Consider the following 25,134-nt stretch of genomic DNA (forward strand, 5'->3'; position numbering starts at 1 on the left):
AGTTTTCCATGTCCGTGACGGATGTTTCCAGCCTGTCGCAGCTGGGCGCGAAGGTCGATACGCCCGAGAGCCCGGAAAAGGCAATTCTCGAAAAGGTGCCGAACGGCAATGCCGGTACCGATTATGTGGTGCGGTTCACAGCACCCGAATTCACCTCGCTTTGCCCTATGACCGGACAGCCAGATTTCGCCCATATCGTCATCGACTATATTGCCGGTGATTTTCTGGTGGAATCGAAGTCGCTGAAGCTGTTCCTGCAATCCTTCCGCAACCACGGCGCATTTCACGAGGATTGCTCGGTCTATATCGCCAGGCGGCTGGTGGAGCTGTTGCAGCCGAAATGGCTGCGCATCGGCGCTTACTGGTATCCGCGCGGCGGTATTCCGATTGACGTTTTCTGGCAGACCGGACCGGTGCCTGAGGGCGTGTGGTTGCCGGATCAGGGTGTGCCGACCTATCGCGGCCGCGGCTGATCCGGCTTTTCACTGTTGAAAACGTTCAGGCGAACGACCCGTCGTCGCCTTGATCGAAATCGTCATCGGCGCTGTCGTCGTAGTCGGCCTGCTGGACATCGTTACTATTGTCCGGCTGGGAGGAACTGTCGCCGTAGTAGTTGTTGATGACGGTTTCTTCGACCGGTGCATTGTTGCCCAGCGGATTGCCGCCGCCGAATGGCGAGCCAATGCCGAGCGACGATGCGTGGTTGCCGAAAATACCGCTCAGCGAATTGGCGAGCAGCATGCCGCCGGCAACACCTGCAGCAGCGCCGAGCGCGCCTTGCAGGAAACCGCCGCCGGAGCGTCCGGCTGCTGCGGGTTGCTGGCTCCAGAGACCACCGGGCTGCTGATCAGGTGCGCGGCCGGCTGGTGAGCCCCAGGGACCGGCTGTCTGGCCTGCGGTATCGTTGCGCCATGATGTCTGGGGCGGTGGCGAGACGGGCGCCGGAGCAGTTGATTGCTGTTGGCCGGTGCCGAAGATCGAACTCAGAAAACCACCCTGTGCGGCTGCTTGCGGGGCCGCATTACCGCTTTCCAGCGCATGGATGCGGTCTTCGAGCTGTTGGATGTGTGCTGCTGCCGCTTCCAGACCCTTTTCCTGAACGATCACAGCCTGGGCGAGATAATAGGGGGCTGCGGGCTGATCGCGCACGGCATCTGCGATCAATATTTCCGCCTCGCGGTCGCGCGGGGTGGCGGATGCGGCTTTTGTCCTGTCGAACAGGGCCTTGAGAAGTTGGCTTTCTTCCGGTGACATATGATGCCTCCTTACCGTGAAGCGGAAATCAACGATAAGGAGGTAGGTCCAAATTCAGGCTTTTCAAAGCGGCCGAAACTTTAAATTTCGGTAATGATCGTCACCCGCCGAAGGCAAGCGAAAGGCCCGCTATTGCCGTCAGCGCGCCGGCGGTACGGCTTGCGGCCGAGCCGAAACGGGCAATGCGCAGGCCAAGCACGATGCCTGCGAGATGCAGGATCGCGGTTGCTATCATGAAACCGATGCCGAATTGCAGGGCGCCGGCGCTGCCGAGTTCACCGCCATGGGCATGGCCGTGGAAAAGGGCAAAAGCGCCGACCACGGCCGCAGCGGCTGCCGTCGGCAGCTTTGCCGCAATCGTGACCAGCAGGCCGAGGCCGATGACGGAGGCCAGGATGGCCGGTTCGACAAACGGAAGGCCGATGCCATAAACGGCCATCAGGAAACCAATGGCCATGGTGCCGACGAAGGCGGCAGGCACGATCCACAGGGCCTTGCGGTCATTCTGCGCCATGGCGATCTGCGATGCCCAGAGACCGACGGCAACCATTGCCAGAATATGATCCGCACCGAAGAAGGGGTGGGAGACGCCAGCCATGAAGGAGCCGTGTTCTTCCGGGTTCAAATGGGCGAAAGCGGGCAGGGCGGTGGCGCCGAGCGCTGCGGCAGCAAGGCTTAGTCTTTTCAGCATGATTCCCTCTTTTGATTATCGCCGCCAGCAAGGGGATCTTGGGGTTCCCGCAATCGGCGGCACTGCAATGAGGACCTGACGATACCGCGAACCCTGAGAGGCTGTCCATGCGTCATCTGCCGGGGGCGATGTTTATTGTTGGGGCGCAAACCTTGCCTTTTTTGCTCATTGCCTTACGTAACAAGTCGCACTATGTCCGAAGGGCATGCATGAATTACGCTGGAGAGCCGCTGATGAACGAAGACGAAGACGACAAGAGCAAGGAACTGCCGATCGGCAAGGAAACGGAAGCGAATCTTTTCAAGTCGCGTTCGATCTTCATCTATGGTGGCATCACGCAGGAACTGGCGCAGAAGGTCTGCACGCAGCTCGTGGCACTTGCCGCCGCCAGCGACGACGACATTCGCGTTTACGTCAATTCGCCGGGCGGCCATGTCGAATCGGGTGATTCGATCCATGACATGATCAAGTTCATCAAGCCGAAGGTTTATATCATCGGTACGGGCTGGGTCGCTTCCGCTGGCGCGCTGATCTATGTTTCGGTGCCGAAGGAACGTCGTCTTTGCCTGCCGAACACCCGCTTCCTGCTGCACCAGCCCTCCGGCGGCACGCGCGGCATGGCATCCGACATCGAAATCCAGGCCCGCGAAATCATCAAGATGAACCAGCGCCTGATCAAGATCTTCGCCAAGGCCACCGGCCAGAGCGAAGAAAAGATCGCCAAGGACATCGATCGCGATTACTGGCTCGGCGCTGAAGAAGCCAAGGGCTACGGCCTCGTCGGCAAGATCGTCGAGAGCCAGTCGGAAGTTTAAGGTTTTGATTTTTAGTTGAGAGAGCCCGTGCCGGTGGAAACCGGCACGGGCTTTTTTCATTCAGGCCGGATGATACGTGCCGCTCCCGGTCATGTGCATTGAATGTTCGGCCAGCATCACTTCATCGTGTTGCAGGCCTTCATCATGTCGGCTTTTTTCATCTTGTTCATTTCCATGTCAGCCTTGTGCATGCAGTCCTTTTTGGATGCCATGGACATGTCGCCTTTTTTCATCGTCTGCGTCTTCATGGTGTCGTTGTGCATTTTCGTCATATCGGTCTTCATGCCGTCGGCATGGGCGATGCCTGCGAAAGAAAGAACAGACAGCATGGAAGCGGTGGCGATGGCGGTGAAAATGCGGGTCATGAAAGATCTCCTCTGGACGTCATTAAATGTCCGCCGGCGTTGCACCGGGGCTCACGATTGTCCATTCGGTGGGGATCCGTGTGTCGTTACACGCTCACGCGTTTGTGACATCATATTCGGGCGAGATTCTTTTCACGCCATTATGTAACAATATCCCGCCGATTGCGAATAACCCGATAGTGACGATGACAGGCAGCCTTTCGGAAGAGACATTAAAAATGCTGATGCTGCGTTCCCTCGATGGGGACGAGGGCGCTTACAGGCATTTGCTCCATGCCCTACGCAGGCTGCTGACAGCCTATTTCGACCGGCGCATGAGGGCCGCTTCACGGGGGGATGTGGAAGATCTCGTTCAGGAAACCCTGTTGTCGCTTCACGCCAAACGCGAGACCTATGATCGAGCAAGGCCGTTTACCGCCTGGTTCTTCTCGATAGCGCGCTACAAACTCATCGATCACTACAGGGGCAGGGGTGCGCGCCAGCTTTCGGAAGTGGAACTTGATGAGACACTGGAAGCGGGATCGTCCGTCGATCAGGTCACGGCACGTATGGATGTGGAACGGTTGCTCGACGAGTTGCCGCAGCGGCAACGCGACCTCATTCGCAGGGTAAAACTCGAGGGTCAGTCAATCGCCGAAGCGGCCCAAAAATCCGGCCAGACCGAGCTTGCGGCGAGGGTCGGCATTCACAGGACGCTTAAAATGCTGGCGGCAAAGTTGCGAGGCGAAACGTGAGGAAGACGGAAGACATCATTGAACAACTGGCACGCGGTCTCAAGCCCGTGCCTGCCTTGTCACTGGAGCGCCGGCTGGCGCTGGCCGTCCTGCCCGGGCTTGGCGTTTCGCTGTTGCTGATGCTTGCAATTCTCGGGCCGCGGGTCGACATGCACGACGCCTTGACCGAGCTGGGTTTCTGGATCAAGTCCGCCTATAACGCCCTGCTGGCCCTGACTGCGTTTTTCGCGGTCGGCCGCGTTACCCGCCCCGAGGGGAACAGCGGCTGCCTTTTCGTTTGGCTTGCGCTAATTTTCGTTGTGATGGCGGCGATAGCGCTCGTACAGCTGGGGTTTGCCTTTCCGGACAATTACAGGACGCTTGTTCTGGGGTCGTCCGCGCTGCATTGCCCGTTTTTGATCGTCGCTTTCGCGCTTCCGGTATTCGTGGCGAATTTTTCAGTTCTCAAACGCTCAGCCCCGGCTGATCCAGCCTTGGCAGGTTTTGTGGCGGGCATTGCGGCGGGTGCAGCCGGAGCCTGGGTTTATTCCTGGTTCTGCACCGAAAACGGCATGGCTTTCGTGCTGATCTGGTATTCACTTGGCATTTTCATCACCGGCCTGATCGGCGCTTTTGCCGGTTCGCGTTTTCTGCGCTGGTAAAAGGCGTACCTGTTCAGCCTGCGGGCATCTTGCCAGCGGTTGGGTTTTTTGATCTTCAAGGGAAACAGAAGATCCGGGAACCGCCATGTTGATGAAAGATTTTTCCGTACAGAGCCTGTTCATGGGGTGCCTGACCGCCTTTGTCGGCTTTGCCAGTTCTTTCGCCGTGGTGTTGCAGGGCCTGAAGGCTGTCGGTGCTACGGATTTCGAGGCGGCGTCTGGGCTGATGGCGCTTTCGGTTGCGATGGGGGTTTGCGCGATAGCGCTTTCAGTCGCGACGCGGATGCCCGTCAGCATCGCATGGTCGACACCCGGTGCAGCCTTGCTGGCGACCACGGGCGTGATCGAGGGCGGTTTTCCGGCCGCCGTGGGCGGGTTCATCATCTGCGCCATATTGATCATCATTGCCGGCCTGTTCCGGCCGCTCGGAAAAGCGGTGGCCTCCATTCCAGCGCCACTTGCCAACGCCATGCTTTCCGGGGTCATCATCGGCCTGTGTTTTGCGCCGATCAAGGCGATCGGCTTTAACCCGGCGCTCGGATTGCCGATCATTCTTGCCTGGATCGTGGTGGGAGCCTTTAAACGACTTTTCGCCGTGCCTGCGGCACTTGCCGCTTTCGTGCTGGTGATGATCTTCGGTGTCGATATTCCGTCGGGGGCGCTTGACCGTGTGGCGCAATCTCTGACGCCTCCGATGGAGTGGGTGACGCCCGTCTTTAGCCTGCACGCCGTCATTTCCATCGCGCTGCCGCTTTTCATAGTCACCATGGCGTCGCAGAATATTCCCGGTATCGCAGTGCTGAAGGTCAATCACTACGATCCGCAGCCCGGACCGCTTTTCGCGGCGACCGGGTTCTTCTCACTGCTTTCCGCACCCTTCGGCGGCCATGCGGTCAATCTTGCCGCGATTACGGCGGCGATGTGCGCTGGCGAGGACGCCCATCCTGATCCGAAACGGCGCTATTGGGCGGCGATCATCGGCGGTGTCGGCTACATCGTCTTCGGCCTGCTGGCGGGCGCGGTCACGGCTTTCGTGGCACTGGCGCCGCCTGTCCTCATTCAGGCGGTGGCGGGGCTTGCACTGGTGGGCGCCTTTTCCGGCTCTGCCGTTGCGGCTTTCAAGGATCCGGAAACACGCGAGGCAGCGGCGATCACCTTCCTCATCACCGCCTCCGGCCTTTCCTTCGCCGGTGTCTCCGGTGCCTTCTGGGGGCTGATCGGTGGCGGGTTGATGATGGCTTTGACTGGTTTCGTAAAAGGATTGAAGAGACAATAGCCCTTGCATCCAAATATTTCGCCGATTATAAGCTTGCCCATGAGCAACAGCATCGCAACCATTTCCGGCATGAGCGCGCAGATTTCTGCGATTGCCTCTCCGTGCGGTGCACTCTCGCTTCTTAGCCTCGACCTTACACGCGGTTGCCGGGTCCAGTGAGGAGCGCCCGGCGGCCGAAAGCCCGCTGGCGCAAACGCTCCTCATCTCGAAATCTCATTTTATACTGGATTTAGGCCCTTGAGGGCCGCGCATCCGCCGATGGCTCGAGAAGCCCGCGGAATGCGCAAGGAGGAAGCGAAATGGACGGAAAGATCACCAATATTTCCAAAGGCATGTCGGACGCGAACGTCAAGTATCGCCCTTACCCGACCATCAATATTCCTGACCGCACGTGGCCGGGCAAGACCATCACCAAGGCGCCGATCTGGTGTTCGGTGGACCTGCGTGACGGCAACCAGTCGCTGGTCAACCCCATGGGCCACGACCGCAAGGCCCGCATGTTCAAGCTGCTGCTCGAAATGGGCTTCAAGGAAATCGAGATCGGTTTCCCCTCCGCTTCGCAGACGGACTTCGATTTTGCCCGCTGGTGCGTGGAGCAGGGCAATGTGCCTGAGGATGTTTCCCTGCAGGTGCTGGTGCAGTGCCGTCCGGAACTGATCACCCGTACCTTCGAAGCGCTGGAAGGCGCCAACAAGCCGATCATCCACTTCTACAACTCCACCTCGGAATTGCAGCGCCGCGTGGTATTCGGCAAGGACGTGCACGGGATCAAGCAGATTGCCGTCGATGCCGCCAAGATGATCACCGACATGGCGGCCAAGGCCGGGGGCGGTTTCCGCTTCGAATATTCTCCGGAAAGCTTTACCGGCACCGAGCTGGAAGTGGCGCTGGAAATCTGCAATGCCGTGGTCGATGTGGTGAAGCCGACGGCGGATAACAAGCTGATCCTGAACCTGCCTTCCACTGTCGAAATGGCGACACCGAACATCTATGCCGACCAGATCGAATGGATGTGCCGCAATATCGACAATCGCGAAAACGTCATCATTTCGCTGCATCCGCACAACGACCGCGGCACTGGCATCGCTGCGACGGAGCTCGCTCTGATGGCCGGTGCGGACCGCGTCGAGGGCACGCTGTTCGGTAATGGCGAGCGCACCGGCAATGTCGACGTCGTGACGCTGGCGCTGAACATGTATACGCAGGGCGTCGATCCTGAGCTGGATTGCCGCGATATTGAGCGCATCAAGGCGGTCTACGAATATTCGAACGAGATGACGATCCCCGAGCGCCACCCTTATGTCGGCGAACTGGTCTATACGGCGTTTTCCGGCTCGCATCAGGATGCGATCAACAAGGGTATGAAGGCGATCAAGGTTGCCAATCACCCGGTATGGGAAGTGCCCTATCTGCCGATCGATCCGAAGGACGTCGGCCGCTCCTACGAAGCGATCATCCGCATCAATTCGCAGTCCGGCAAGGGCGGAATCGCCTATATTCTCCAGCAGGATTACGGCATCAACCTGCCGCGCAACCTGCAGGTGGAGTTCCGCGAAGACATCCAGCGCATCACCGATGAAGAGGGCGTGGAACTGCCGGCCAAGCGCATCTACGAGCGCTTCATGGAGCGTTACGTGACGCAGCCGAATGCGCGCATCAAGTTCGTCGATCACCACACCTATCCGGCGGGCGATTTCAAGGGCGTGCGCATTGTCGCCGCCGAAATCACCGATAACGGTGAGGTGAAGCGCATCGAGGGCAAGGGCACCGGTCCTATCGACGGGTTCATCAATGCGCTGTCGGTCTATCTCGGCATCGATCTGTCGGTGAATGACTATTCCGAGCATTCGCTGCAACATGGGTCCAATGCTTCCGCCATTGCCTATGTCGAGATGGAGCATCCGGGCGGAAAATTGTTCGGCGCCGGGGTGAATACGAATATTGTTGGCGCTTCGCTGGAGGCGATTGTTTCGGCGGCCAATCGGGTGCTGGAAGAGCGAGCTAGGTAAGTGGGGGTTTGAGGGTGGGTTTACCCCCCTCTGTCCTGCCGGACATCTCCCCCACAATGGGGGAGATCGACCTGAGGCACGGTCTCGCCCATCTCAACGTTCAGAATGAATTGACGAAAGAGCGTCTTGCCGATCTCCCCCTTGTGGGGGAGATGCCCGGCAGGGCGGAGGGGGGTGAGCCAAAGACTCTAACCTCAACACTCCGGAGTTTATCCCCCCAGCCGCGAAAACCCCAACGGCCTACCATTCTCATAAAATACCCTGATATCTTCAAGCCCGATACCCGTTCCGGTGTCGTTGAGACTGTGGCGTTCGCAGGCGACGTTCCAGGTGCCGGGGCCACCGGAAATATGGAAGAGATTATAGGCCGCGCGCGGTTTTTCGCCGCCCGGTCCCTGGCTGGCGGAGGCGATGCCGACGACCGGGATGTGCTCTTGCCCGTGGTGAGTGTTCAGCCAGTATACGGTGTTCAAATGGGTGTGGCCATGCAGCACGAGCTCGGCGCCGCCAACGCCAAGCGCTGCCGCGAAACGGCGAATGCCGAACATGCGCTTGTGCGCAGCCGCCGCACCGCGGATCGGTGGGTGATGGATCATCACCACGCGGAACAGCCCCTGTTCACCGGCTTTTTTTAAGAGTTCCGCGGTTGCGCGTGCTTGACGGTTGCCGAAATAGCCGGTGGCCGAGAAGGGTGGCGTTGCAATCGAGGTGGAGCAGCCGATCAGTGCGACGGGACCGCGCACGCGCATGTAGGGGAAAATCTTGCGGTCATCGTCCCATTCCGCCGGGTCGCCATCGCCCCGCACATAAGGATACCAGGCGCGCATGGCCTTGTCGTGCGCGCCGGAAACATAGGCGTCATGATTGCCGGGAACGACCGAAATCTTTTCAGGGTCGCCGACTTCTTCCAGCCAGTCGGCGGCGGCGCGAATTTCAATGCCTGTCGCAAGATTGACGAGATCGCCGGTAATAGCCAAATGATCCGGCGATTTGGCTTCGAGATCATCGAGCAGCTTTTCCAGCGTGTCGGTGAAAAGGTGCTTGCGGCGGTTGCGGTGCCAGTTGACGAAACCGGTGATACGCTTGGATGCAAGTTCCCGGAAAGTAAGTTTTGGCAATGGCCCGAGATGGACGTCTGAAATATGCGCAAGTTTGAACATGGCGGCAGAGATAACCTATGATATGCGGCACGTCCAATAAAAGCCTGCCGGCAAGGAGAAACCAGGGTGAATGACGAGAGAACCGAGCGGCAGGCCCGTCCGTTCCACACGCGTATCCTTATCCGCCTGCTTCATTTCGTTTTTCTGTTCACACGTGGTGCCACCCTCGGTGTGCGTGCGCTCTGCTTCGATGATGCGGGACGGATTTTTCTGGTGCGGCATACCTATCTGCCCGGCTGGTATCTGCCCGGCGGCGGGGTGGAACGCGGCGAAACGCTGCTGATGGCGCTCAACAAGGAAATCCGCGAGGAAGGCAATCTCGAGGCTGCGTCGACACCCGAGCTTGTCCATGTCTACCTCAATCTGGAGGGCAGCAACCGCGATCATGTGGCGCTCTACCGGCTTCAGGTCACCCAGACCACGCCGAAAAAACCGGATCATGAAATCACCGAAAGCGGTTTTTTCGATCTCTCGGACCTGCCGGAAAATGTGACGCCCGCCACCCGCCGCCGCCTTGCCGAACTTTCCGGCAAAGCGGCGATTGCCGACTACTGGTAGCGGCGGCGTCTCTGCCGTCAGGCAAGCGTCTCACGGCCATGGGCCATGGTAAGGTCCAGTTCAGGGCCAACGGGCACGATACCTGTCGGGTTGATGGTGAGGTGGCTGCGGTAATAATGTTCCTTGATGTGGCGGATGTCGACTGTGTCCGGCACGCCTGGTGTCTGGTAGAGGTCGCGGAGGTAACCCGTGAGATGCGGGTAATCGTGAATGCGGCGGATGTTGCACTTGAAGTGGCCGACATAAACAGGGTCGAATCGCACCAGCGTGGTGAAGAGACGCCAGTCTGCTTCCGTCTGTTCTGCACCGAACAGGAAACGGCTGTCCTCCAGCCGGTCTTCCAGCATATCAAGCGTTTCAAACACCTTCACGGCATTTTGCTGATAAGCATCCTGGGTGGTGGCGAAACCGGCCTTGTAGACGCCGTTGTTGACGGTGTCGTAGATGACGTCGTTCAGCGCATCGATGTCGGCGCGCAGTGCTTCGGGATAATAATCCGCCGCCGATCCGGTGAGGTCGTTGAAGGCCACGTTGAACATGCGGATGATTTCGGCCGATTCATTGGAGACGATGGTGCTGCGTTCTTTGTCCCACAGTACCGGCACGGTCACCCGTCCCGAATAGTTGGCATCCGCTTTGGTATAGACCTGCCACAGTGTGGAGAAGCCGAAGAGGTGGTCCTCGGTCGCACCCGGAGTGCGTTCGCCTTGCGGTCTGAACTCCCAGCCGTTTTCCAGCATCAGCGGATCGACGACGGAAACGGAAATCAGGTCTTCCAGCTTTTTCAGTTTACGGAAAATCAGGGTGCGATGCGCCCAGGGGCAGGCGAGCGACACATAGAGGTGGTAGCGATCCTTCTCGGCCTTGAAGCCACCTTCGCCGGAAGGCCCGGGCGCGCCATCCACCGTTACCCAGTTGCGAAATTGCGAGGCGCTGCGCTTGAAGTGCCCCTTGGTTTCCTTGGTGTCGTACCAGACGTCTTTCCATACGCCTTCCACCAGCATGCCCATGACGATCTCCTTGATTGTTTCCTTGACCGCAATCCTAACCGTTTAGCGCGGTGCCGCGAACCCGTGACGCATTGAACAATGCGTTTCCGGTCTCGCATGGGCTGAATGGGATAGTGCCGAGATTTGTTCTGGACGGGTGGGAATTTTCCTGATAATTGCGATTTTCACAAATCTGAGGAAATCGTAGATTATGATCGAAACACGGATGCTCCGACGACGCTGACGCTCCTGAACGCCTTTACCGGCGCAGCCGTCATCTATTGTCGCATCCGCATTTTGGAAGTTTCGGTCTCTTCATGTCCAAGCACGATCTTGTCTACCTTACCGAGGACGCGTCGCACGACGCCATCATCGAAATAATCAACGAAGAAGCATTCGGCCCCGGTCGGCACACCCGTGCCGCCGCGCGCATTCGCGAGCAGGGTCCGCATGACCGGTCGCTGTCCTTCGTCTGCGCCGATGATGGCGAGACGATCGCTTCGGTGCGCATGACGCCGGTTCTGGCCGGTGGGGTGAAAGGCCATATGCTCGGCCCGCTTGCCGTGCGGCCTTCGCACAAGAACATGGGCATCGGTCGTGAACTCGTCCGGATTGCCATCGCTGCCGCCCGGCGGAAGGGTTCGGAGGCCGTCATTCTGATCGGCGATCCGCCCTATTACATGCCGCTTGGTTTCGAAAAGGTCGCCTACGCCGCGCTTGATTTTCCAGGCCCGGTGGATCCGAACCGGGTGCTGGTCGTGCCTGTTGGTGAGGACGTGCACCAGCGGCTGAAGGGCAAGATCGGCTGGCGCAAATGCGAGGCCGCCATGCCTGCAGCCCAGGCGGAAGACGACGGCTTCGAAGAGCCTCTTCGGGTTTACGGCTGACGGATTTCTTTACGTCGGATTTCCCGCCCTTCACCAGTGCGCACTTTTCCCTCATTCCTGTGACAGGCACAGAAATGAGGGACGGAGCGTTGAGTCGCCCATATACTGGCCGGTTATTTCGCTAAAGATGACGTGATGGTGTTCTGCCTTGAAACCATGCATCGTACTTCGCAAAATTCAATTCCGTTTCGTTCCCCTATGCGATAGCACTCGATAGTCGATTTCGGCACGGGGGCGAGCATATGACGGCAATCACCATGAACGATGCGCTGGAACGCGCAGGTGCGGGCGCCTATCAGCGGCGGTTGATGGGTATTTTCGGCCTCGTATGGGCAGCGGATGCCATGCAGGTGCTGGCGGTCGGCTTCACCGCCGCCTCGATTGCCCTAACGTTTGGCCTGACTGTTCCGCAGGCCCTTCAAACCGGAACGGCCTTCTTCTTTGGCATGCTTTTAGGTGCTGCCGGTTTCGGGCGTCTGGCGGACCGGTACGGTCGCCGCCGTGTGTTGATCGTCACCGTGGCCTGCGATGCCGTGTTCGGTGTGCTTTCCGTCTTTGCGCCGAACTTTGCCATTCTTCTTGTCCTACGCTTTCTGACGGGTGCGGCTGTCGGCGGCACCTTGCCGGTGGATTATGCGATGATGGCGGAATTCCTGCCCGCAAAGAACCGGGGCCGCTGGCTGGTCATGCTGGAAGGCTTCTGGGCCATCGGAACCCTGATCGTGGCGCTTGCAGCGTGGGGCGCCAGCCTTGCCGGTGTTGCCGATGCCTGGCGTTATATTTTCGCGGTTACGGCTTTCCCAGCCGTTGTGGGTCTGGGTTTACGGTTCATGGTGCCCGAATCGCCGCTTTACCTCGTGCGGAGAGGCCGATCGAACGAAGCCAAGGTCATCGTCAACCGTATGCTGGTGGTAAACGGCCGCGCGCCACTTGATGCCGGGACAGGGCTTTTTCAGCCGGAGGTTTCAAAAGGGCAGGGGATATTTTCGCCGGCGCTCAGACAGCGCAGCATCATGATCCTTGCCATCTGGTTCCTTGTCTCCGTTTCCTATTATGGCGTCTTCACCTGGATGCCGGCAAAACTGGCGGGAGACGGTTTCGGCTTCGTGCGCGGTTATGGTTTCCTCGTGCTGGTGGCACTGGCGCAAATCCCCGGTTATGCGCTTGCCGCCTATGGCGTTGAAAAATGGGGCCGCAAGCCGACGCTGATCGGTTTCTGCCTGCTGTCCGCCCTCGGTTGCCTGCTCTTCACGCTCGCTACAGGCGGCGCGATGATCGCCACGTCGCTTCTGATCATGAGCTTTGCGCTGCTTGGCACCTGGGGTGCGCTTTACGCCTTCACGCCCGAATTGTACCCGACGGAATCGCGTGCGACCGGCATGGGGGCTGCGGGCGCCATGGCAAGGCTGGGCGGCCTTCTGGCGCCGTCGTTGCTGGGTTATGCCATCGCGCAGGGCTTCGGTTTCGCCATCGGCATTTTCGCCGGGCTGCTGGTGCTGGCTGCGATTGCCGCAACGATGATCAACGCGGAAACGCGGCGGGTGGCGCTCTCCTGACACTGCTGCGCCAACCGCTTTCTTTCGAACGGATTAGAAACGCTTTTCAAGCCATGTGATCGCCTGGCCACTGGAGAGGGGGGCAAGCGAGCCGATCTTGGTGAAACCGCAGCGCTCATAAAGCCTCAGCGCATCCGGGTTCATCGTGTCGATATAAGCGCCCATGCAGCCGCGCTTTTTCGCTTCCTCTTCCGCCATGCCGAGAAGCTTCGCGCCCGTGCCTTGACCGCGTAAGGTCTCGGGGATGAAGAGAAGCTGCACATAAAGCCAGCCGCGGCCGGTATAGCTGACAAGACCGCCGGTGACGGTGTTCTCATCGTCGCGGATGGTGATGATGAGTTCGCGTTTGTCGCTTTCGCCAAAACGGGCGAGATTATAGGCCACCAGGGGATCGCGGATGGCCTTCTCAGCTTCTGCATCCGCGATGTCGCTCAAAACGAAATTCATGATTATCTTTCCCAGGTCGCCGAGCGGCGGCCGTTTCTCGTTTCCACTGCGAGACGTGAAAGCGCCTGAGCTTCCACCGGAAAGTTCCTACCGGCCCTCACGCCACCAGAGCGCGGAGAAAGCAAGGAGCAGGGCGGCAAGCCCGGCAAAACCGGCAAACAGCGGTAGGGTGTTGACACCTTTCAGCACCGTCTCGTCGGTCATGCGTATCAGCATGCGATCCTCATCGGCAACCCTGATATCGCCTCTGACAGGCAGGATATCGGGCAGTGCCACGCGGCCCGAATTGTCGGCGACACGGTGCACGCTGCCCTTGGCGGCGTCGGCAAGCGGCTTCAGCGTTTCGGTTGTCGAAATCATTGCCTTGAATTCCGGCGCATCCACCGCGCCGACATGGACGAGCGTAGTGAAATCGCCGTTCTTGATTTCGAACAGACCGGTCTCGTCCATGCGACGCTCGATCTTGTAAAGACCGGGCTCGGTATTGTTGAAGGCCATGTTTTCGGTTTTGCCAGAGGGGAAATGCACGCTTGCCTGACCGGGGTCGTCGCCGATGGTCTGGCGGGTAATTTGCAATGTGCGGCCGTTGGCGCGCGCCGTCAGCGCCTCTTCCTCAAGCTCCGGTTCCTTCATCAGCCAGTGGGCGATGCGCCGGTAAAGTGCCACATGCGGGCCGCCGCCTTCGTAGCCACGCGCCCAAAGCCAGCCCTGATCGGAAAGCAGCATGGCGACACGGCCTTCACCCTGGCGGTTCAGCACCAGCAGCGGGTCCTGCCCGTCACCCAGCATCACGGTCTGGCCCTGCGGCGGCTCGACGCTGACGGTGCGGAACCAGCGGCCCCAATGCGGCGGCTCATCGCCCGACCCTTCCAGCCCACGGGTAACGGGGTGTTTCTTGCCCGCTTCCGAGAGGCGGGGATAAAAGGCGGACTGATGCACCTGGCCTGTCGGCTGGGCCGGCAGCACGGATGCAAGCGGCGTCATGGCGATCGAATCCTGACCGGCGTGTTCCGGACCGGCTGCGATCAAGAGCGCGCCGCCCTTTTCGACATATTGCGCGATGTAATCGTAATAGAGGATCGGCAGCACGCCGCGATGCTGGTAGCGGTCGAAGATGATGAGGTCGAAATCCTCGATCTTCTCGACGAACAATTCGCGTGTGGGGAAGGCGATCAGCGACAGCTCGTTGATCGGCGTACCGTCCTGTTTTTCCGGCGGGCGCAGAATGGTGAAATGTACCAGATCAACCGAGGCGTCGGATTTCAGGAGGTTGCGCCAGGCGCGCTCGCCCGCATGCGGCTCGCCGGAGACCAGCAGCACGCGAAGGTTCTGGCGGATGCCTTCTATCAGGTGAACCGCACGGTTGTTCGCGGCCGTCACTTCGCCGGGAAGCTCGGCGACGGAAAATTCCATGACATTGTTGCCGCCGCGCGGAACCTTGAAAGTAAAGGGGGTCGGCTGGCCGGGTGTGGCCTGCAAGGTGGCGATTTCTTCGCCGTTCATCTTCACGGTTACTTCCGCCGAACCACCGCCTGCGGCTGCACGGCCATCATCGAAGACGCGCAGCGTCAGTTGCTGTTCCTCGTTGACGATGCCAAAGCGCGGCGCGCGGACGATCTCGATACGACGGTCGAATTCATCGGCCTTGCCGGTGATCAGCCCGTGGAGGGGAGCGCGGAAACCAAGCGCCTGTTCGGCATTGGGCAGAGCATTCGGAATATCATGGATCTGGCCATCGCTCAGGAAAATCGCACCGCCGACGCGGGAGGGCGAAACATCCGAGACGGCGGAGGAGAGGGCCGAGAAAAGCTGCGTCGAAGGTGAATCGCTCTCACCATCATCACGCACTTCCACGATGCGCGGTTCGATGCGCGGGAAGCGCGACAGCCGGTCTTTCAGCGCGACAAGCGCCGTATCCGTCATCTGCGGTCGGTCCTGCACGTCCTGGCTCTGCGATCGATCGACGATAACGGGGACGATTGTGGAGAGAGGCTCGCGTTCCTCCTGCGTCAAAAGCGGATTGGCGATGGCGGCAAGCAGGGTGACAAGCGCCAGCCCGCGCAGCCATGCGCCGCGCACGCCGCGCCACAGGCCGATGAAGGAGAGAAGAAGGGCGGCGACGGCCAGAACGGCAATCACGATCCACGGCAGGAAGGGGGCGAATGTCAATGTCATGTCACTGCCCCAACCGTTCGAGAAGTGCGGGAACGTGTACCTGATCGGCCTTGTAGTTGCCGGTCAGCATATACATCATGATGTTGACGCCAGAGCGAAACGCATGTTCGCGCTGCAACTCGTCCGGCGGCACAGTGGGCAGCACCGGTGCGCCCTGCGCATCGACGGCCCATGCGCCGGCAAAATCATTGCCTGTTATCATGATCGGCGTCACGCCATCGCCGGAGGAAGAGAGGCCGGATGTCGTCTTTGCCGCCCCCTGGCGCGATTCCACCCAGAGCGGCGAGCCGTTGTAACGGCCGGGGAAATTGGTGAGAAGGTAGAAAGACCGCGTCAGGACGTGGTCTTCCGGCACGGGCTCCAGCGGCGGAATATCGATATTGGCGAGGATCGCCTGCAAACGTTCGCCATTGGGGCTGGTCGCGCCAGTGTCGAGCGACGAAAACTGATCGCGCGTGTCGAACAGAACGGTGCCACCGGCGCGCATATAGGCATCGATACGCGATATGGCAGCGCTCGACGGCATGGGGGCGGAGGCCGACACCGGCCAGTAGATGATCGGGTAAAAGGATAATTCATCCTTGGATATATCGAGGCCGACCGGCTGGCCGGGCTCCAGCGTCGTGCGCCAGGTCAGGAATTCGCTCAATCCCTGCAAACCCTGTTCGGAAATGCGGTCGACATCGTCCTCGCCGGTGCGGACATAGGCGAGATGCGTCGTGTCCAGCCGCTCGAAAATCTGCTCGTCACCGGGTTTAGGGTCGTCGGCGCGCGCATCGCTCGGGGACATCGCGGCGAAGGCGCCAATGGCCAGCAGCACGGTGGCAGCTGTGGCGCTGCGGGCTTTCGGCAAGCGTGCGAAGGCGCCGTTCATAAAGAGCACGATGAGACTGTCGGCAATCAACATCAGGAAGGCGGCGATGAACAAGGCCGGGCGCAGCGATTTCGCCGTTTCGCCGATCAGTGCTTCGCTGGTGGTGTTGACACCGGCGAGCGAGGTATCGAGCGGGCGAAGCGTGGCGCCAGCCGGTAGAAGATTGAGAGCCACGAAACCATCCTCTGTGCCGTAAAGGCCGGGGGGATTGTCGAAACCGGTGCGGGGAGCCTGACCGGGGCGCATTTCCAACGGCCGGGCGGAGCCGACATCGGCTGACAAAGCACCTTCGGCCGTCAGTAGCCGGAAGGGCGGTAATGCTGCGGCCGGGGCATTCGCGGAGGTGGAAGCACCGCCTGCCTTGGACAATTGCACGATACGGCGCAACATATCGACGAAGTGGCCTGATATCGGCAGATCGGACCAGCTTGCCTCGGCGCTGACATGGAACAGCACGATGCGGCCCGCCTCGACATTGCGGGTGGTGACGAGTGGCGTGCCGTCGGCAAGGCTCGCCCAGGTGCGCTCGGCGAGGTCCGGTGTCGGTTCGGCCAGAACCTGCCGTTTTACGAGCACGCCATCGGCCTTCGGCATTCCGGCAAAGGCGCCGAAATTCGGGAAATCGGCAAGCGGCTGTGGCTCGGCCCATGAGAGCGCGCCGCCAAGTGCGCGTTCACCCTGCCGCAAGGTCACCGGCACCAGCGGATCGTCGGCGGGGGCTGCGGCAAGGCGCGGTCCAGCAAAACGGATCAGCGTGCCGCCGGCGGCAAGCCAGCGCTGCATCGGCTCATAGGTCTCCTGCGGCAGACGTCCGATATCGGCCATGACGATGACGGAAGGATTGGATTGCAGGATTTCCGGGATCGCCTGCGCAAGATCTGCCTGTCGTTGCGGGATGAGATCGACAAAAGGCTGAAGGGCGCGGCTGATGTAATAAAGCGGCTGCAGAAGCGGCTGGAAATCATTGCCGGTTTCACCGGCCAGCAGCGCCACGCGGCGGCGGCGGAAACCGTCATCCAGAAGATGCACCGCGCCCGCCGTCGAAACTGCCTCAATGGAGAGGCGGGCGAAGTCGTTGCGCAATTCGAAAGGCGCTTCCACCGTCGCCGTCGTTTCCGCTTCGCCGGGGGCGAAACTGGCGGTGCCAGTGGCAAGGATGCGGCCCTGGCTGTCCTGCGCATTGACGGTCAACCGGCTGGGGGAGGCCGTGTCGAGCCGCGATAGCGTGACGCTCATCGCATCGGCATTGTTGGCGGCGCCGGTAATGGCGGCGATGGATTTCCCATCACCCGTGACGATGCGGAACTCGTCAGCTGAGAGGCTGGCCAGCGTTTTGAGTGCGCTTTCATCCTGCGCGGTGGCAACGCCGTCGGCAATATAGGCGGGCGTGCCGGGGGAGGTGCCGTTGAGCGCCTCGGTAATGGCTTCCGCCGTGCGCACGCGGTCCGGCGCAAGAGGCTTCGGCTTGGCGGCGGCGAGCTTGTCCAGCGCCACCGCCGTGGTGGCTGGCACGGCGTCGTGTTCGGCATCTGCGGTGAAGCTGATGGAAACGGGGCGATCAGCCCTTTCCGCGTCGCCGATCAGGGCCTGAGCGGTTTCGACGCGTCTCTGCCAATCAGTTGCGGAGGCCCAGCTATTATCGACCACAAGCACCAGGGGACCAGTGCCGGCAATGCTGTTGTTGCGGGGGTTCACCACCGGATCGGCCAGCGCGAAAATCACGGCGGCGGCGAGCGCCATGCGCAGCAATGTCAGCCACCACGGGCTTTTCGAGGGCGTTTCCTCGCGCTTCAGCACGGTGGCAAGAATTTTCAGCGGCGGAAAAACCTCTGCCTTGGGGCGCGGCGGGGTGAGCCGCAGCAGCCACCAGATGGCTGGAAGCGCCAGAAGGCCGAAGAGAATATAGGGGCTGGTGAAGACGAAGGGCAATGCGCTCATCGGTTGCCACCGCCTTGCGCGGGCGCACCGGACAAATACATGTGAACAGCCACAAGCGCCTCGGAGGCGAGATGGTCGGTGCGGTGAAACACGAAATTCCAGCCTAGACGGCGCAGCGAAGAAGACAGCGCTTCGCGGCGGGCGAGATAGGCGCGGGTATAATCCTCGCGAATGGTTTCCGCGCGGCCGGAGACGAGTTTTTCACCGGTTTCCGGGTCGGTAAATTCGGTGCGGCCCGAATAGGGGAAGGTTTCTTCGGCCGGATCGGCGATTTCCACCACATGGCCGCGCAAGCCGCGCCGCGCGAGTGGCGAAATCCGCTCCATCACATTTTTCGCATCGTCGAGAAAATCGCCTATGAGGACGATGTCGCTTGCACCGCGGATCATACCCGTTTCCGGCATGCCTGTGGTGAGCGGCGCGTGCATGATGGCGGCAGCCAGACGTTCGGCGGCGTTTCTGGCTGAGATGGGCTCCATGATACCGGGACAACCTATGCGCTCGCCCGAGCGCGCAAGGATTTCCGCCAGCGCCAGCATCAGCACCAATGCGCGGCTTTCCTTGGAAACGGAGCCGAGGGTGGATTTGAACATCATCGACGGCGACATGTCGGCCCACAGCCAGATAGTGTGGGCAGCTTCCCATTCCCGATCGCGCACATAGGTGTGGTCGTCGCGGGCCGAGCGTCGCCAGTCGATGCGCGACAGGCTCTCGCCTTCGGCATAGGGGCGGAACTGCCAGAAATTCTCGCCGATGCCGCGCTTGCGGCGGCCGTGCCAGCCGGCGGTGACGGTGTTGGCGATGCGCTTGGCTTCGACCATGCAGTCCGGCACCAGTGCGGCACGCTGGCGCGCGCGCGCCAGGACTTCGCTACCCGGTGTCTTATCTACGATCTGGCCGATGGATGCCACAGGCACTCCTTTCGAGAAAGCTTAGGCAGATGTCAGAGCGGCGGGCCGCTCCGAGTTTTTTGTCGAGGATCGGATTTTCCGAAAACAGCGTCACACTTTTCGGTCCGATGCCTTAGTTCTTCGCCTGCTCCACAAGGGCTGCGATGACATCGCGCACTGACATGCCTTCGGCGCGGGCGGCGAATGTCAGCGCCATGCGGTGCTCCAGCACCGGTTCGGCCAACGCATAGACATCGTCCAGCGACGGCGCGAGCCTGCCTTCGTAAAGCGCACGGGCGCGTGCCGTCAGCATCAGGGACTGGCCGGCGCGGGGACCCGGGCCCCAGACAACGTGTTTGTCGGTCAATTTGTTGCCGTGGCCGGGGCGGGCGGAGCGGACAAGCGAAAGAATCGCGTCCACCACCTTGTCGCTGACCGGCATCTGGCGGATGAGCGCCTGGATTTCCATCATGCGTTCGGCGTCGATTACCTTGCGTGCCTCGCCCGATGCGGTGCCTGTCGTGTCGAGCAATATCTGGCGTTCGGCGGCAAGCTCGGGATAGCCGACATCCACCTGCAGCAGGAAGCGGTCGAGCTGCGCTTCAGGCAGTGGATAGGTGCCTTCCTGTTCCAGCGGGTTCTGGGTTGCGAGAACGTGGAACGGTTTCGGCAGGTCGTAACGCTGGCCGGCCATGGTGATGTGATATTCCTGCATGGCCTGCAGCAGTGCGGACTGCGTGCGCGGGCTGGCGCGGTTGATTTCATCCGCCATCAGCAATTGCGCAAACACCGGACCTTTAATGAAGCGGAAGGAGCGCCGCCCGTTTTCATCCTGATCCATGACTTCGGAGCCGAGAATATCCGATGGCATGAGGTCCGGTGTGAACTGGATGCGGTTGGCATCGAGCCCGAGAACCGTTCCGAGCGTGGTGACGAGCTTGGTCTTGGCAAGCCCGGGAACGCCGACGAGCAACGCGTGGCCGCCCGAGAGTATGGCGAGAAGCGTGTTCTGCACCACTTTTTCCTGGCCGAAGATGACCTTGGATACCTCCGCGCGGATCGCGGCAATATCCGAAAGCGCCTTTTCGGCCGAGGCGACGATGGCTTTTTCGTCGAGGGTTTCGCCGGTATTCATCACGCCCATGTCGCTCTCCTCATACCTTTGCCGCCGACCCATTCCTGCCCCGATCTTGATGGCCAATGGCCGGAGCGGATTTCGCGCTGCAACTAGCTTATTGCTCTCTTGGCCGCTGACAAGCGCCATTCGAATGACTATGTCGTGACTTAGTATTTCCTTATCGGCAAAGCGAGACTCGAATATGGCAGCGGAGACGATAAATTCGGCAAGCGATGCAGCAGGGCTGGCGGCGATGATTTCCCGCGCCGCCGAGCAGACCGGCGACGCCAAACGTGGACCTGCCCCGGTGGAGCGCTGGAATCCCCCCTTTTGCGGCGATCTCGACATGGAAATCCGCGCAGACGGCACCTGGTTCTATATGGGTACGCCCATTGGCCGGGCGCCGCTGGTGCGGCTGTTTTCCACGGTCCTGCGCAAGGATGACGACGGCAAGACCTATCTTGTAACTCCTGTGGAAAAAGTCGGCATCCGCGTGGTGGATGCTCCTTTCGTGGCCGTCGAGATGAAGGTGACGGCGGGCGAGAAGGATGGCGGGCCGCTGCTGACCTTCCGCACCAATGTCGGCGATGTGGTGGAGGCCGGGCCGGAGCATCCGCTACGCTTTATGATTTTCGGAGAAAACCGCGAATTGAAACCCTATATTCTGGTGCGCGGCAGGCTGGAGGCGCTCGTCTCGCGGGCGGTGATGTATGATCTCGTGGCACTCGGCGAGGTGATCGATGTGGACGGTGTCGAGATGTTTGCCGTGCGCTCGGGCGGGGTTGTCTTTCCCGTGATGCCCGCCAATGAACTGGAACGGCTTTCGCAATGACAATGACGACAACCCGCCTTGAAACTTTTACCGCCGCCGATTTCCGCCGCCGGGTGCTGGAGGAAGGCGAGGGCGTGGCGGAACGCGAGAATGGCGATCATCTGCTCAATCCGGGCGTGGTGCTTTCGGGAAACGGCATAAGGCTGAAGGACGCCGCCGTGCTGGTGCCTGTCATCGACGACGGCAACGAAGCGCGGGTGATCTTCACCCAGCGCACCGCAACCCTGCGCAAACATTCCGGCCAGATTTCCTTTCCGGGCGGTGGCATCGATGCTGGAGACCGCACACCGGAAGAGGCGGCCCTGCGCGAGACGGAAGAGGAGATCGGCCTCTCGCGATCTTTCGTGGAAACAGTCGGGCGTCTGCCGGATTATATTTCCGGTACCGGTTTTCGCATCAAGCCGGTGCTGTCGGTCGTTCGTCCCGGCTTTGACCTGACGCTCAATCCCACGGAAGTGGATGAGGTTTTCGAGGTGCCGCTGTCTTTCCTGATGGACCCAGCCAATCACGGGCGCGGCAGCCGCATCTTTCAGGGGAAGGAGCGGTTTTTCTACGAAATGCCCTATGGCGAGCGCTACATTTGGGGCATTACGGCGGGCATCGTACGGACGATTTACGAGAGGTTTTATTCATGAGCAGCCTTGCCGGGCGGGACTGGTTTGAAAAGCCGGCGCTGAAGCGCATCTTCGCGCTGTTGAACGCCGATGGCGGCGAGGTGCGGATCGTCGGCGGCGCCGTGCGCAATGCGCTGATGGAACAACCGGTCGTCGATGTGGATATGGCGACGACGCTTACCCCCGATGTGGTGGTTGAGCGCGCCAAGGCGGTGGGCATCAAGGCGGTACCGACCGGCATAGAACACGGTACGGTGACGCTGGTGATCGACGGCGAAGGTTTCGAGGTGACGACGCTGCGCCGCGATGTCGAGACCAATGGCCGCCATGCGCAGGTCGCTTTTGGCACAGACTGGCAGATCGATGCCGAGCGGCGCGATCTCACCATCAACGCACTTTACGCTGACGAGAAGGGCGAGATCATCGACCTCATCGATGGCCTTCTCGACATTGAAACCGGCACGGTGCGTTTCATCGGCGATGCGGCAATGCGGATTTCGGAAGATTATCTGCGGATTCTTAGGTTCTTCCGCTTTTTTGCCCATTATGGTTCCGGTCGTCCTGATGCCGATGGCTTGCGCGCCAGTGCGCGGGCCAAGGACAAGCTTGGGACGCTCTCGGCCGAGCGGGTGTGGAGCGAGCTGAAAAAGCTGCTTTCCGCGCGCGATCCCTCCCGCGCCTTGCTGTGGATGCGGCAATCCGGCGTGTTGGCGGAAATTCTTCCCGAAACGGAAAAATGGGGTATCGACGCCATTCACGGGCTGGTGGCAACCGAACAGGCGCTTGGCTGGACAGTTGACCCGATGCTGCGGCTTGCTGCCATAGTGCCGCCCGACAGGGAGAGGCTAACGGCGCTTGCTGCGCGGCTGCGGCTGTCGAAGGCTGAAGCTGCATATCTCGCCCACTGGGCTTCCGCGCCGGTGATCGATCCGGAGATGAAGGAGACGGCGCTAGACCGGCTGCTTTACCGGCAGGGCGTTGACGGTGTGAAGACGCGCCTGAAACTGGCGCTTGCCTCGGCCCGCGCCGACCTTTCGGGCGGTGAGGCGGCGATGCAGAAAGTCGCGCGACTTTCGACGCTGCTGACGAGAGCGAACAAGTTCCACAAGCCCGGCTTTCCGCTGAGCGGCGCTGATGTGATGGCCGCGGGCGTGGAGTCCGGTCCGAAGGTAGGCGAGGTGCTGAAAAGCCTCGAAGAAAAGTGGATCGACGTCAATTTCTCGCTAGACCGGGCAGCGCTGACCGCCCGGCTGAAGGATATGCTGGAGAATTGAGATCGCAGTGCCGGAGGCGTTGCGGCTCAGGCCGCATTTGCCTCGTCGCGGATGCGGGATTTGATGTTTTCGATCATGTTTTCGCGGATGATGGTTTCGCCGTGGGCCGATCGCATATGTTCCACGGTGCGGCGCACGACTTCCGCGTCGTCATCCGCGCGGGTGTGCCAGGCACAGCCGGGCACGAGCGTTCCACATTCAAACAGTCTCATGGTCTTGCCTCCCTGTTTTAGACAGAGGGACAGCCTGCAAATGCCTGCTGTCCCTCTGACAAGAAACGAACGGTCGCCGCTAATGTTCCAGAGCGGCGTTCCGCTGACCCTGTTCAGGCCCTATTCGGGCATCGCCCAGCACTGGAAAACAGAGGATGTGCCGGCTGCCGGGATTTTTGTACGAGGCATTTCGTCATTGTCGGCCCGCGTCACCGCTTTTCCGGCAAGCGTGCGTTTTACCTGTTCGACATAAAAGGAATGCGGCAGTTCGCGATCGCCGGTGGCACGCATTTCCGCTGCCATGCGGTCGATCAAATCAGGGGTATCGATGGAATGCGAGGCTCCCTCAGCGGAAGCAGATATAGGCATGCTGTTCGAAGTAATCATGACGATAGCTCCTCCAGTACGTCTGCACGCAGGAGATTATCATTGCCTTTATTTTTCCATAAGTCCTAATTTGCGCGATTTGCGCCCAAATTCCTGACGGGCGTCAAATTTACGTGAGTATTTCAGGGCCAGCGGACCACGGGCGGCAGGGAAGACAGAATCGATTCGACATTGCCGCCGGTCTTGAGGCCGAAGATCGTGCCGCGGTCGTAAAGCAGGTTGAATTCCACATAGCGGCCACGGCGAATGAGCTGCTCGTCGCGGTCCTCTTCCGTCCAGGGCTGGTTGAAATTGGATCGCACGATTTTTGGGTAGACCAGGTTGAAGGCGCGGCCGACATCCTGCACGAAGGCGAAATTGGCGTCCCAGCCGCCCTTTTCCTCTTCCGGGTGCAGCCAGTCGAAAAAGATGCCGCCGGTGCCGCGCGGCTCGTTGCGGTGCTTGAGGAAGAAGTACTCGTCGCACCACGACTTGTAGCGCGGATAGTCGGCCACGGGATGGCGGTTACAGGTGATCTCGAAGCCGCGGTGGAAAAGCTGGGTGTCCGGGTCCTGTTCCGTCCGCCGGCGTCCAAGCACGGGCGTCAGGTCCGCGCCGCCGCCGAACCAGTGGCTGGTGGTGACGACCATGCGGGTATTCATATGAACAGCCGGCACATTGGGATTGACCGGATGGGCGATCAGCGAAATGCCCGAGGCCCAGAAGCTGGGGTCTTCTTCCGCACCCGGTATCTGCTGGCGGAATTCCGGCGAAAACTCACCATAGACGGTGGAGGTGTGGACGCCGACCTTTTCGAAGACGCGGCCCTCCATCATCGACATCTTGCCGCCGCCGCCCGCGCCATTGTCGCGCAGCCAGTCCTTCTGCACGAAGCGTCCCGGTTCCTGATCGGCGAGCGGGCCGCTCAGCTCGTCTTCAAGGGTTTCGAAGGAGGCAACGATGGTGTCGCGCAGATGCTGGAACCAGGCCTGGGCGGCGGCCTTCTTGTCTTCTATGTCCTCGGGCAAGCCCTTCGGCAAAGATGGCCGTTCCATGCATGTTCTCCTTTGGTGAAGTCGATTCCCTGTCGCATCTAGCAGGTGCTGGCCTTGCGCACAAATTCGACTCGCCAAGTTCACATGCGGGCACTATCTTTAGCGATGTAGGTGCCAGAGGTGAATATCATGACGAAATTTGCCGGACCGCCGCCCCTGGACGGGCTGAAGCGCAGGATCGCCAATCACCGCAAGGCGCGTGAAAGTGACGGCGGCGATCCGATGCGCAACGGCATGTTCGTGCGGCAGACCTTTTGTCTCGACCGTGAAGAAGCCCGTGCCAAGGCGCGCGAGTGGTTCGACAGTTTTCCGAAGGCCGCCTATTGGACCGAAGTGGAAAGCTGGCGGCAGCTGGAAGGCGACCGCATCGAATTCACCATGCGGCGGCTTCCTTCGGCAGACTAA

26 protein-coding genes are annotated in these 25,134 nt (G+C 60.4%); 13 read left to right on the forward strand and 13 right to left on the reverse strand.

Features of this window, described 5'->3' with window-relative positions:
- Nucleotides 1-8: 8 nt before the first annotated feature.
- Nucleotides 9-473, forward strand: coding sequence for a preQ(1) synthase (gene queF / locus J5276_RS02820; RefSeq protein WP_013636627.1), 465 nt, complete (start codon nt 9-11; stop codon nt 471-473).
- Between the two features lie 25 nt (nt 474-498).
- Here the strand turns inward: queF and J5276_RS02825 are convergent, their stop codons facing one another.
- Both J5276_RS02825 and J5276_RS02830 read right to left on the reverse strand, forming a co-directional pair.
- Complete coding sequence (locus tag J5276_RS02825; protein ID WP_038491837.1) at nt 499-1,254, reverse strand: DUF2076 domain-containing protein; 756 nt, start codon at nt 1,252-1,254, stop codon at nt 499-501.
- 100 nt (nt 1,255-1,354) lie between these two features.
- Complete coding sequence (locus tag J5276_RS02830; protein WP_003513569.1) at nt 1,355-1,945, reverse strand: HupE/UreJ family protein; 591 nt, start codon at nt 1,943-1,945, stop codon at nt 1,355-1,357.
- 233 nt (nt 1,946-2,178) lie between these two features.
- Here J5276_RS02830 and J5276_RS02835 point away from each other — a divergent pair, with 233 nt between their 5' ends.
- Nucleotides 2,179-2,760, forward strand: coding sequence for an ATP-dependent Clp protease proteolytic subunit (locus tag J5276_RS02835; protein WP_003513567.1), 582 nt, complete (start codon nt 2,179-2,181; stop codon nt 2,758-2,760).
- A gap of 116 nt (nt 2,761-2,876) precedes the next feature.
- Here J5276_RS02835 and J5276_RS02840 read toward each other — a convergent pair whose 3' ends face one another.
- Nucleotides 2,877-3,125, reverse strand: coding sequence for a pentapeptide MXKDX repeat protein (locus tag J5276_RS02840; protein WP_065659139.1), 249 nt, complete (start codon nt 3,123-3,125; stop codon nt 2,877-2,879).
- Nucleotides 3,126-3,343: 218 nt separating this feature from the next.
- Here J5276_RS02840 and J5276_RS02845 point away from each other — a divergent pair, with 218 nt between their 5' ends.
- The 4 genes from J5276_RS02845 to leuA all read left to right on the forward strand — a co-directional run bounded on the left by J5276_RS02845 (nt 3,344) and on the right by leuA (nt 7,785).
- Nucleotides 3,344-3,859: a sigma-70 family RNA polymerase sigma factor gene (locus tag J5276_RS02845; RefSeq protein ID WP_003513560.1), complete on the forward strand. Its 516-nt coding sequence runs from the start codon at nt 3,344-3,346 to the stop codon at nt 3,857-3,859.
- Complete coding sequence (locus J5276_RS02850; protein ID WP_112154071.1) at nt 3,856-4,500, forward strand: NrsF family protein; 645 nt, start codon at nt 3,856-3,858, stop codon at nt 4,498-4,500. The genes J5276_RS02845 and J5276_RS02850 overlap by 4 nt, the downstream gene beginning before the upstream one ends.
- Before the next feature lie 88 nt (nt 4,501-4,588).
- A complete protein-coding gene (locus J5276_RS02855) occupies nt 4,589-5,776 on the forward strand; it encodes a benzoate/H(+) symporter BenE family transporter (protein ID WP_112154108.1) in 1,188 nt (395 codons plus the stop codon).
- A gap of 299 nt (nt 5,777-6,075) precedes the next feature.
- Nucleotides 6,076-7,785 carry a 2-isopropylmalate synthase gene (leuA, locus tag J5276_RS02860; protein ID WP_111790662.1) on the forward strand — a complete coding sequence of 570 codons (1,710 nt, stop codon included), beginning with the start codon at nt 6,076-6,078 and terminating at the stop codon, nt 7,783-7,785.
- A gap of 209 nt (nt 7,786-7,994) precedes the next feature.
- Here leuA and J5276_RS02865 read toward each other — a convergent pair whose 3' ends face one another.
- Nucleotides 7,995-8,945, reverse strand: a complete 951-nt coding sequence (locus tag J5276_RS02865) for a metallophosphoesterase (RefSeq protein WP_003513555.1) — start codon at nt 8,943-8,945, stop codon at nt 7,995-7,997.
- Nucleotides 8,946-9,011: 66 nt separating this feature from the next.
- Here J5276_RS02865 and J5276_RS02870 point away from each other — a divergent pair, with 66 nt between their 5' ends.
- Nucleotides 9,012-9,503 (forward strand): NUDIX domain-containing protein, encoded by a 492-nt coding sequence (locus tag J5276_RS02870; RefSeq protein ID WP_003513554.1) that lies wholly within the window; start codon nt 9,012-9,014, stop codon nt 9,501-9,503.
- 17 nt (nt 9,504-9,520) lie between these two features.
- On the opposite strand, the gene J5276_RS02875 is transcribed toward J5276_RS02870, so the two are convergent.
- Nucleotides 9,521-10,513, reverse strand: coding sequence for a glutathione S-transferase family protein (locus tag J5276_RS02875; RefSeq protein WP_112154070.1), 993 nt, complete (start codon nt 10,511-10,513; stop codon nt 9,521-9,523).
- Between the two features lie 296 nt (nt 10,514-10,809).
- Here J5276_RS02875 and J5276_RS02880 point away from each other — a divergent pair, with 296 nt between their 5' ends.
- Together J5276_RS02880 and J5276_RS02885 are read left to right on the forward strand one after the other, a co-directional pair.
- The gene (locus J5276_RS02880) at nt 10,810-11,379 is read left to right on the forward strand and encodes a GNAT family N-acetyltransferase (protein WP_112154069.1); all 570 of its coding nucleotides are present in this window, start codon (nt 10,810-10,812) and stop codon (nt 11,377-11,379) included.
- Between the two features lie 242 nt (nt 11,380-11,621).
- Nucleotides 11,622-12,935, forward strand: a complete 1,314-nt coding sequence (locus J5276_RS02885) for an MFS transporter (protein ID WP_112154068.1) — start codon at nt 11,622-11,624, stop codon at nt 12,933-12,935.
- A gap of 33 nt (nt 12,936-12,968) precedes the next feature.
- On the opposite strand, the gene J5276_RS02890 is transcribed toward J5276_RS02885, so the two are convergent.
- From J5276_RS02890 to J5276_RS02910, 5 genes are all read right to left on the reverse strand, one after another.
- Nucleotides 12,969-13,382: a GNAT family N-acetyltransferase gene (locus J5276_RS02890; protein WP_112154067.1), complete on the reverse strand. Its 414-nt coding sequence runs from the start codon at nt 13,380-13,382 to the stop codon at nt 12,969-12,971.
- Nucleotides 13,383-13,469: 87 nt separating this feature from the next.
- Entirely contained in the window at nt 13,470-15,557 is a 2,088-nt protein-coding gene (locus tag J5276_RS02895; RefSeq protein WP_112154066.1) for a hypothetical protein, read from the reverse strand.
- Nucleotide 15,558: 1 nt separating this feature from the next.
- Nucleotides 15,559-18,369 carry a DUF4159 domain-containing protein gene (locus J5276_RS02900; RefSeq protein WP_174011694.1) on the reverse strand — a complete coding sequence of 937 codons (2,811 nt, stop codon included), beginning with the start codon at nt 18,367-18,369 and terminating at the stop codon, nt 15,559-15,561.
- The gene (locus J5276_RS02905; RefSeq protein WP_003513542.1) at nt 18,366-19,280 is read right to left on the reverse strand and encodes a DUF58 domain-containing protein; all 915 of its coding nucleotides are present in this window, start codon (nt 19,278-19,280) and stop codon (nt 18,366-18,368) included. The genes J5276_RS02900 and J5276_RS02905 overlap by 4 nt, the downstream gene beginning before the upstream one ends.
- Nucleotides 19,281-19,392: 112 nt before the next feature.
- Nucleotides 19,393-20,403, reverse strand: coding sequence for a MoxR family ATPase (locus J5276_RS02910; RefSeq protein WP_003513541.1), 1,011 nt, complete (start codon nt 20,401-20,403; stop codon nt 19,393-19,395).
- A gap of 175 nt (nt 20,404-20,578) precedes the next feature.
- Here J5276_RS02910 and J5276_RS02915 point away from each other — a divergent pair, with 175 nt between their 5' ends.
- The 3 genes from J5276_RS02915 to J5276_RS02925 are packed head-to-tail and all read left to right on the forward strand — an operon-like array spanning nt 20,579 to nt 23,096.
- On the forward strand, nt 20,579-21,208 hold the full coding sequence (locus J5276_RS02915) for a DUF1285 domain-containing protein (RefSeq protein ID WP_080797998.1): 630 nt from the start codon (nt 20,579-20,581) through the stop codon (nt 21,206-21,208).
- Nucleotides 21,205-21,843, forward strand: coding sequence for a CoA pyrophosphatase (locus tag J5276_RS02920; protein ID WP_003513539.1), 639 nt, complete (start codon nt 21,205-21,207; stop codon nt 21,841-21,843). Before J5276_RS02915 ends, J5276_RS02920 begins: the two co-directional genes overlap by 4 nt.
- The gene (locus J5276_RS02925; protein WP_112154064.1) at nt 21,840-23,096 is read left to right on the forward strand and encodes a CCA tRNA nucleotidyltransferase; all 1,257 of its coding nucleotides are present in this window, start codon (nt 21,840-21,842) and stop codon (nt 23,094-23,096) included. The genes J5276_RS02920 and J5276_RS02925 overlap by 4 nt, the downstream gene beginning before the upstream one ends.
- A 26-nt stretch (nt 23,097-23,122) precedes the next feature.
- On the opposite strand, the gene J5276_RS02930 is transcribed toward J5276_RS02925, so the two are convergent.
- From J5276_RS02930 to hemF, 3 genes are all read right to left on the reverse strand, one after another.
- The gene (locus J5276_RS02930) at nt 23,123-23,308 is read right to left on the reverse strand and encodes a DUF1059 domain-containing protein (protein WP_003513537.1); all 186 of its coding nucleotides are present in this window, start codon (nt 23,306-23,308) and stop codon (nt 23,123-23,125) included.
- Nucleotides 23,309-23,428: 120 nt separating this feature from the next.
- Nucleotides 23,429-23,695 carry a hypothetical protein gene (locus J5276_RS02935; RefSeq protein WP_003513532.1) on the reverse strand — a complete coding sequence of 89 codons (267 nt, stop codon included), beginning with the start codon at nt 23,693-23,695 and terminating at the stop codon, nt 23,429-23,431.
- 122 nt (nt 23,696-23,817) lie between these two features.
- Nucleotides 23,818-24,729, reverse strand: a complete 912-nt coding sequence (hemF, locus tag J5276_RS02940) for an oxygen-dependent coproporphyrinogen oxidase (protein WP_111803779.1) — start codon at nt 24,727-24,729, stop codon at nt 23,818-23,820.
- A 129-nt stretch (nt 24,730-24,858) separates the two neighbouring features.
- Here hemF and J5276_RS02945 point away from each other — a divergent pair, with 129 nt between their 5' ends.
- The gene (locus J5276_RS02945; RefSeq protein ID WP_013636608.1) at nt 24,859-25,134 is read left to right on the forward strand and encodes a hypothetical protein; all 276 of its coding nucleotides are present in this window, start codon (nt 24,859-24,861) and stop codon (nt 25,132-25,134) included.

Origin of the sequence: Agrobacterium sp. S7/73 (assembly GCF_019355535.1) — a bacterium.
GTDB lineage: Bacteria > Pseudomonadota > Alphaproteobacteria > Rhizobiales > Rhizobiaceae > Agrobacterium > Agrobacterium tumefaciens.

Coding starts and splice junctions, on each gene's coding strand:
- queF (WP_013636627.1), top strand. CDS start 9: ATGTCCGTGACGGATGTTTCCAGCCTGTCGCAGCTGGGCGCGAAGGTC.
- J5276_RS02825 (WP_038491837.1), bottom strand. CDS start 1,254: ATGTCACCGGAAGAAAGCCAACTTCTCAAGGCCCTGTTCGACAGGACA.
- J5276_RS02830 (WP_003513569.1), bottom strand. CDS start 1,945: ATGCTGAAAAGACTAAGCCTTGCTGCCGCAGCGCTCGGCGCCACCGCC.
- J5276_RS02835 (WP_003513567.1), top strand. CDS start 2,179: ATGAACGAAGACGAAGACGACAAGAGCAAGGAACTGCCGATCGGCAAG.
- J5276_RS02840 (WP_065659139.1), bottom strand. CDS start 3,125: ATGACCCGCATTTTCACCGCCATCGCCACCGCTTCCATGCTGTCTGTT.
- J5276_RS02845 (WP_003513560.1), top strand. CDS start 3,344: ATGCTGATGCTGCGTTCCCTCGATGGGGACGAGGGCGCTTACAGGCAT.
- leuA (WP_111790662.1), top strand. CDS start 6,076: ATGGACGGAAAGATCACCAATATTTCCAAAGGCATGTCGGACGCGAAC.
- J5276_RS02865 (WP_003513555.1), bottom strand. CDS start 8,945: ATGTTCAAACTTGCGCATATTTCAGACGTCCATCTCGGGCCATTGCCA.
- J5276_RS02875 (WP_112154070.1), bottom strand. CDS start 10,513: ATGGGCATGCTGGTGGAAGGCGTATGGAAAGACGTCTGGTACGACACC.
- J5276_RS02880 (WP_112154069.1), top strand. CDS start 10,810: ATGTCCAAGCACGATCTTGTCTACCTTACCGAGGACGCGTCGCACGAC.
- J5276_RS02885 (WP_112154068.1), top strand. CDS start 11,622: ATGACGGCAATCACCATGAACGATGCGCTGGAACGCGCAGGTGCGGGC.
- J5276_RS02890 (WP_112154067.1), bottom strand. CDS start 13,382: ATGAATTTCGTTTTGAGCGACATCGCGGATGCAGAAGCTGAGAAGGCC.
- J5276_RS02895 (WP_112154066.1), bottom strand. CDS start 15,557: ATGACATTGACATTCGCCCCCTTCCTGCCGTGGATCGTGATTGCCGTT.
- J5276_RS02900 (WP_174011694.1), bottom strand. CDS start 18,369: ATGAGCGCATTGCCCTTCGTCTTCACCAGCCCCTATATTCTCTTCGGC.
- J5276_RS02910 (WP_003513541.1), bottom strand. CDS start 20,403: ATGGGCGTGATGAATACCGGCGAAACCCTCGACGAAAAAGCCATCGTC.
- J5276_RS02915 (WP_080797998.1), top strand. CDS start 20,579: ATGGCAGCGGAGACGATAAATTCGGCAAGCGATGCAGCAGGGCTGGCG.
- J5276_RS02920 (WP_003513539.1), top strand. CDS start 21,205: ATGACAATGACGACAACCCGCCTTGAAACTTTTACCGCCGCCGATTTC.
- J5276_RS02925 (WP_112154064.1), top strand. CDS start 21,840: ATGAGCAGCCTTGCCGGGCGGGACTGGTTTGAAAAGCCGGCGCTGAAG.
- J5276_RS02930 (WP_003513537.1), bottom strand. CDS start 23,308: ATGAGACTGTTTGAATGTGGAACGCTCGTGCCCGGCTGTGCCTGGCAC.
- J5276_RS02935 (WP_003513532.1), bottom strand. CDS start 23,695: ATGATTACTTCGAACAGCATGCCTATATCTGCTTCCGCTGAGGGAGCC.
- hemF (WP_111803779.1), bottom strand. CDS start 24,729: ATGGAACGGCCATCTTTGCCGAAGGGCTTGCCCGAGGACATAGAAGAC.
- J5276_RS02945 (WP_013636608.1), top strand. CDS start 24,859: ATGACGAAATTTGCCGGACCGCCGCCCCTGGACGGGCTGAAGCGCAGG.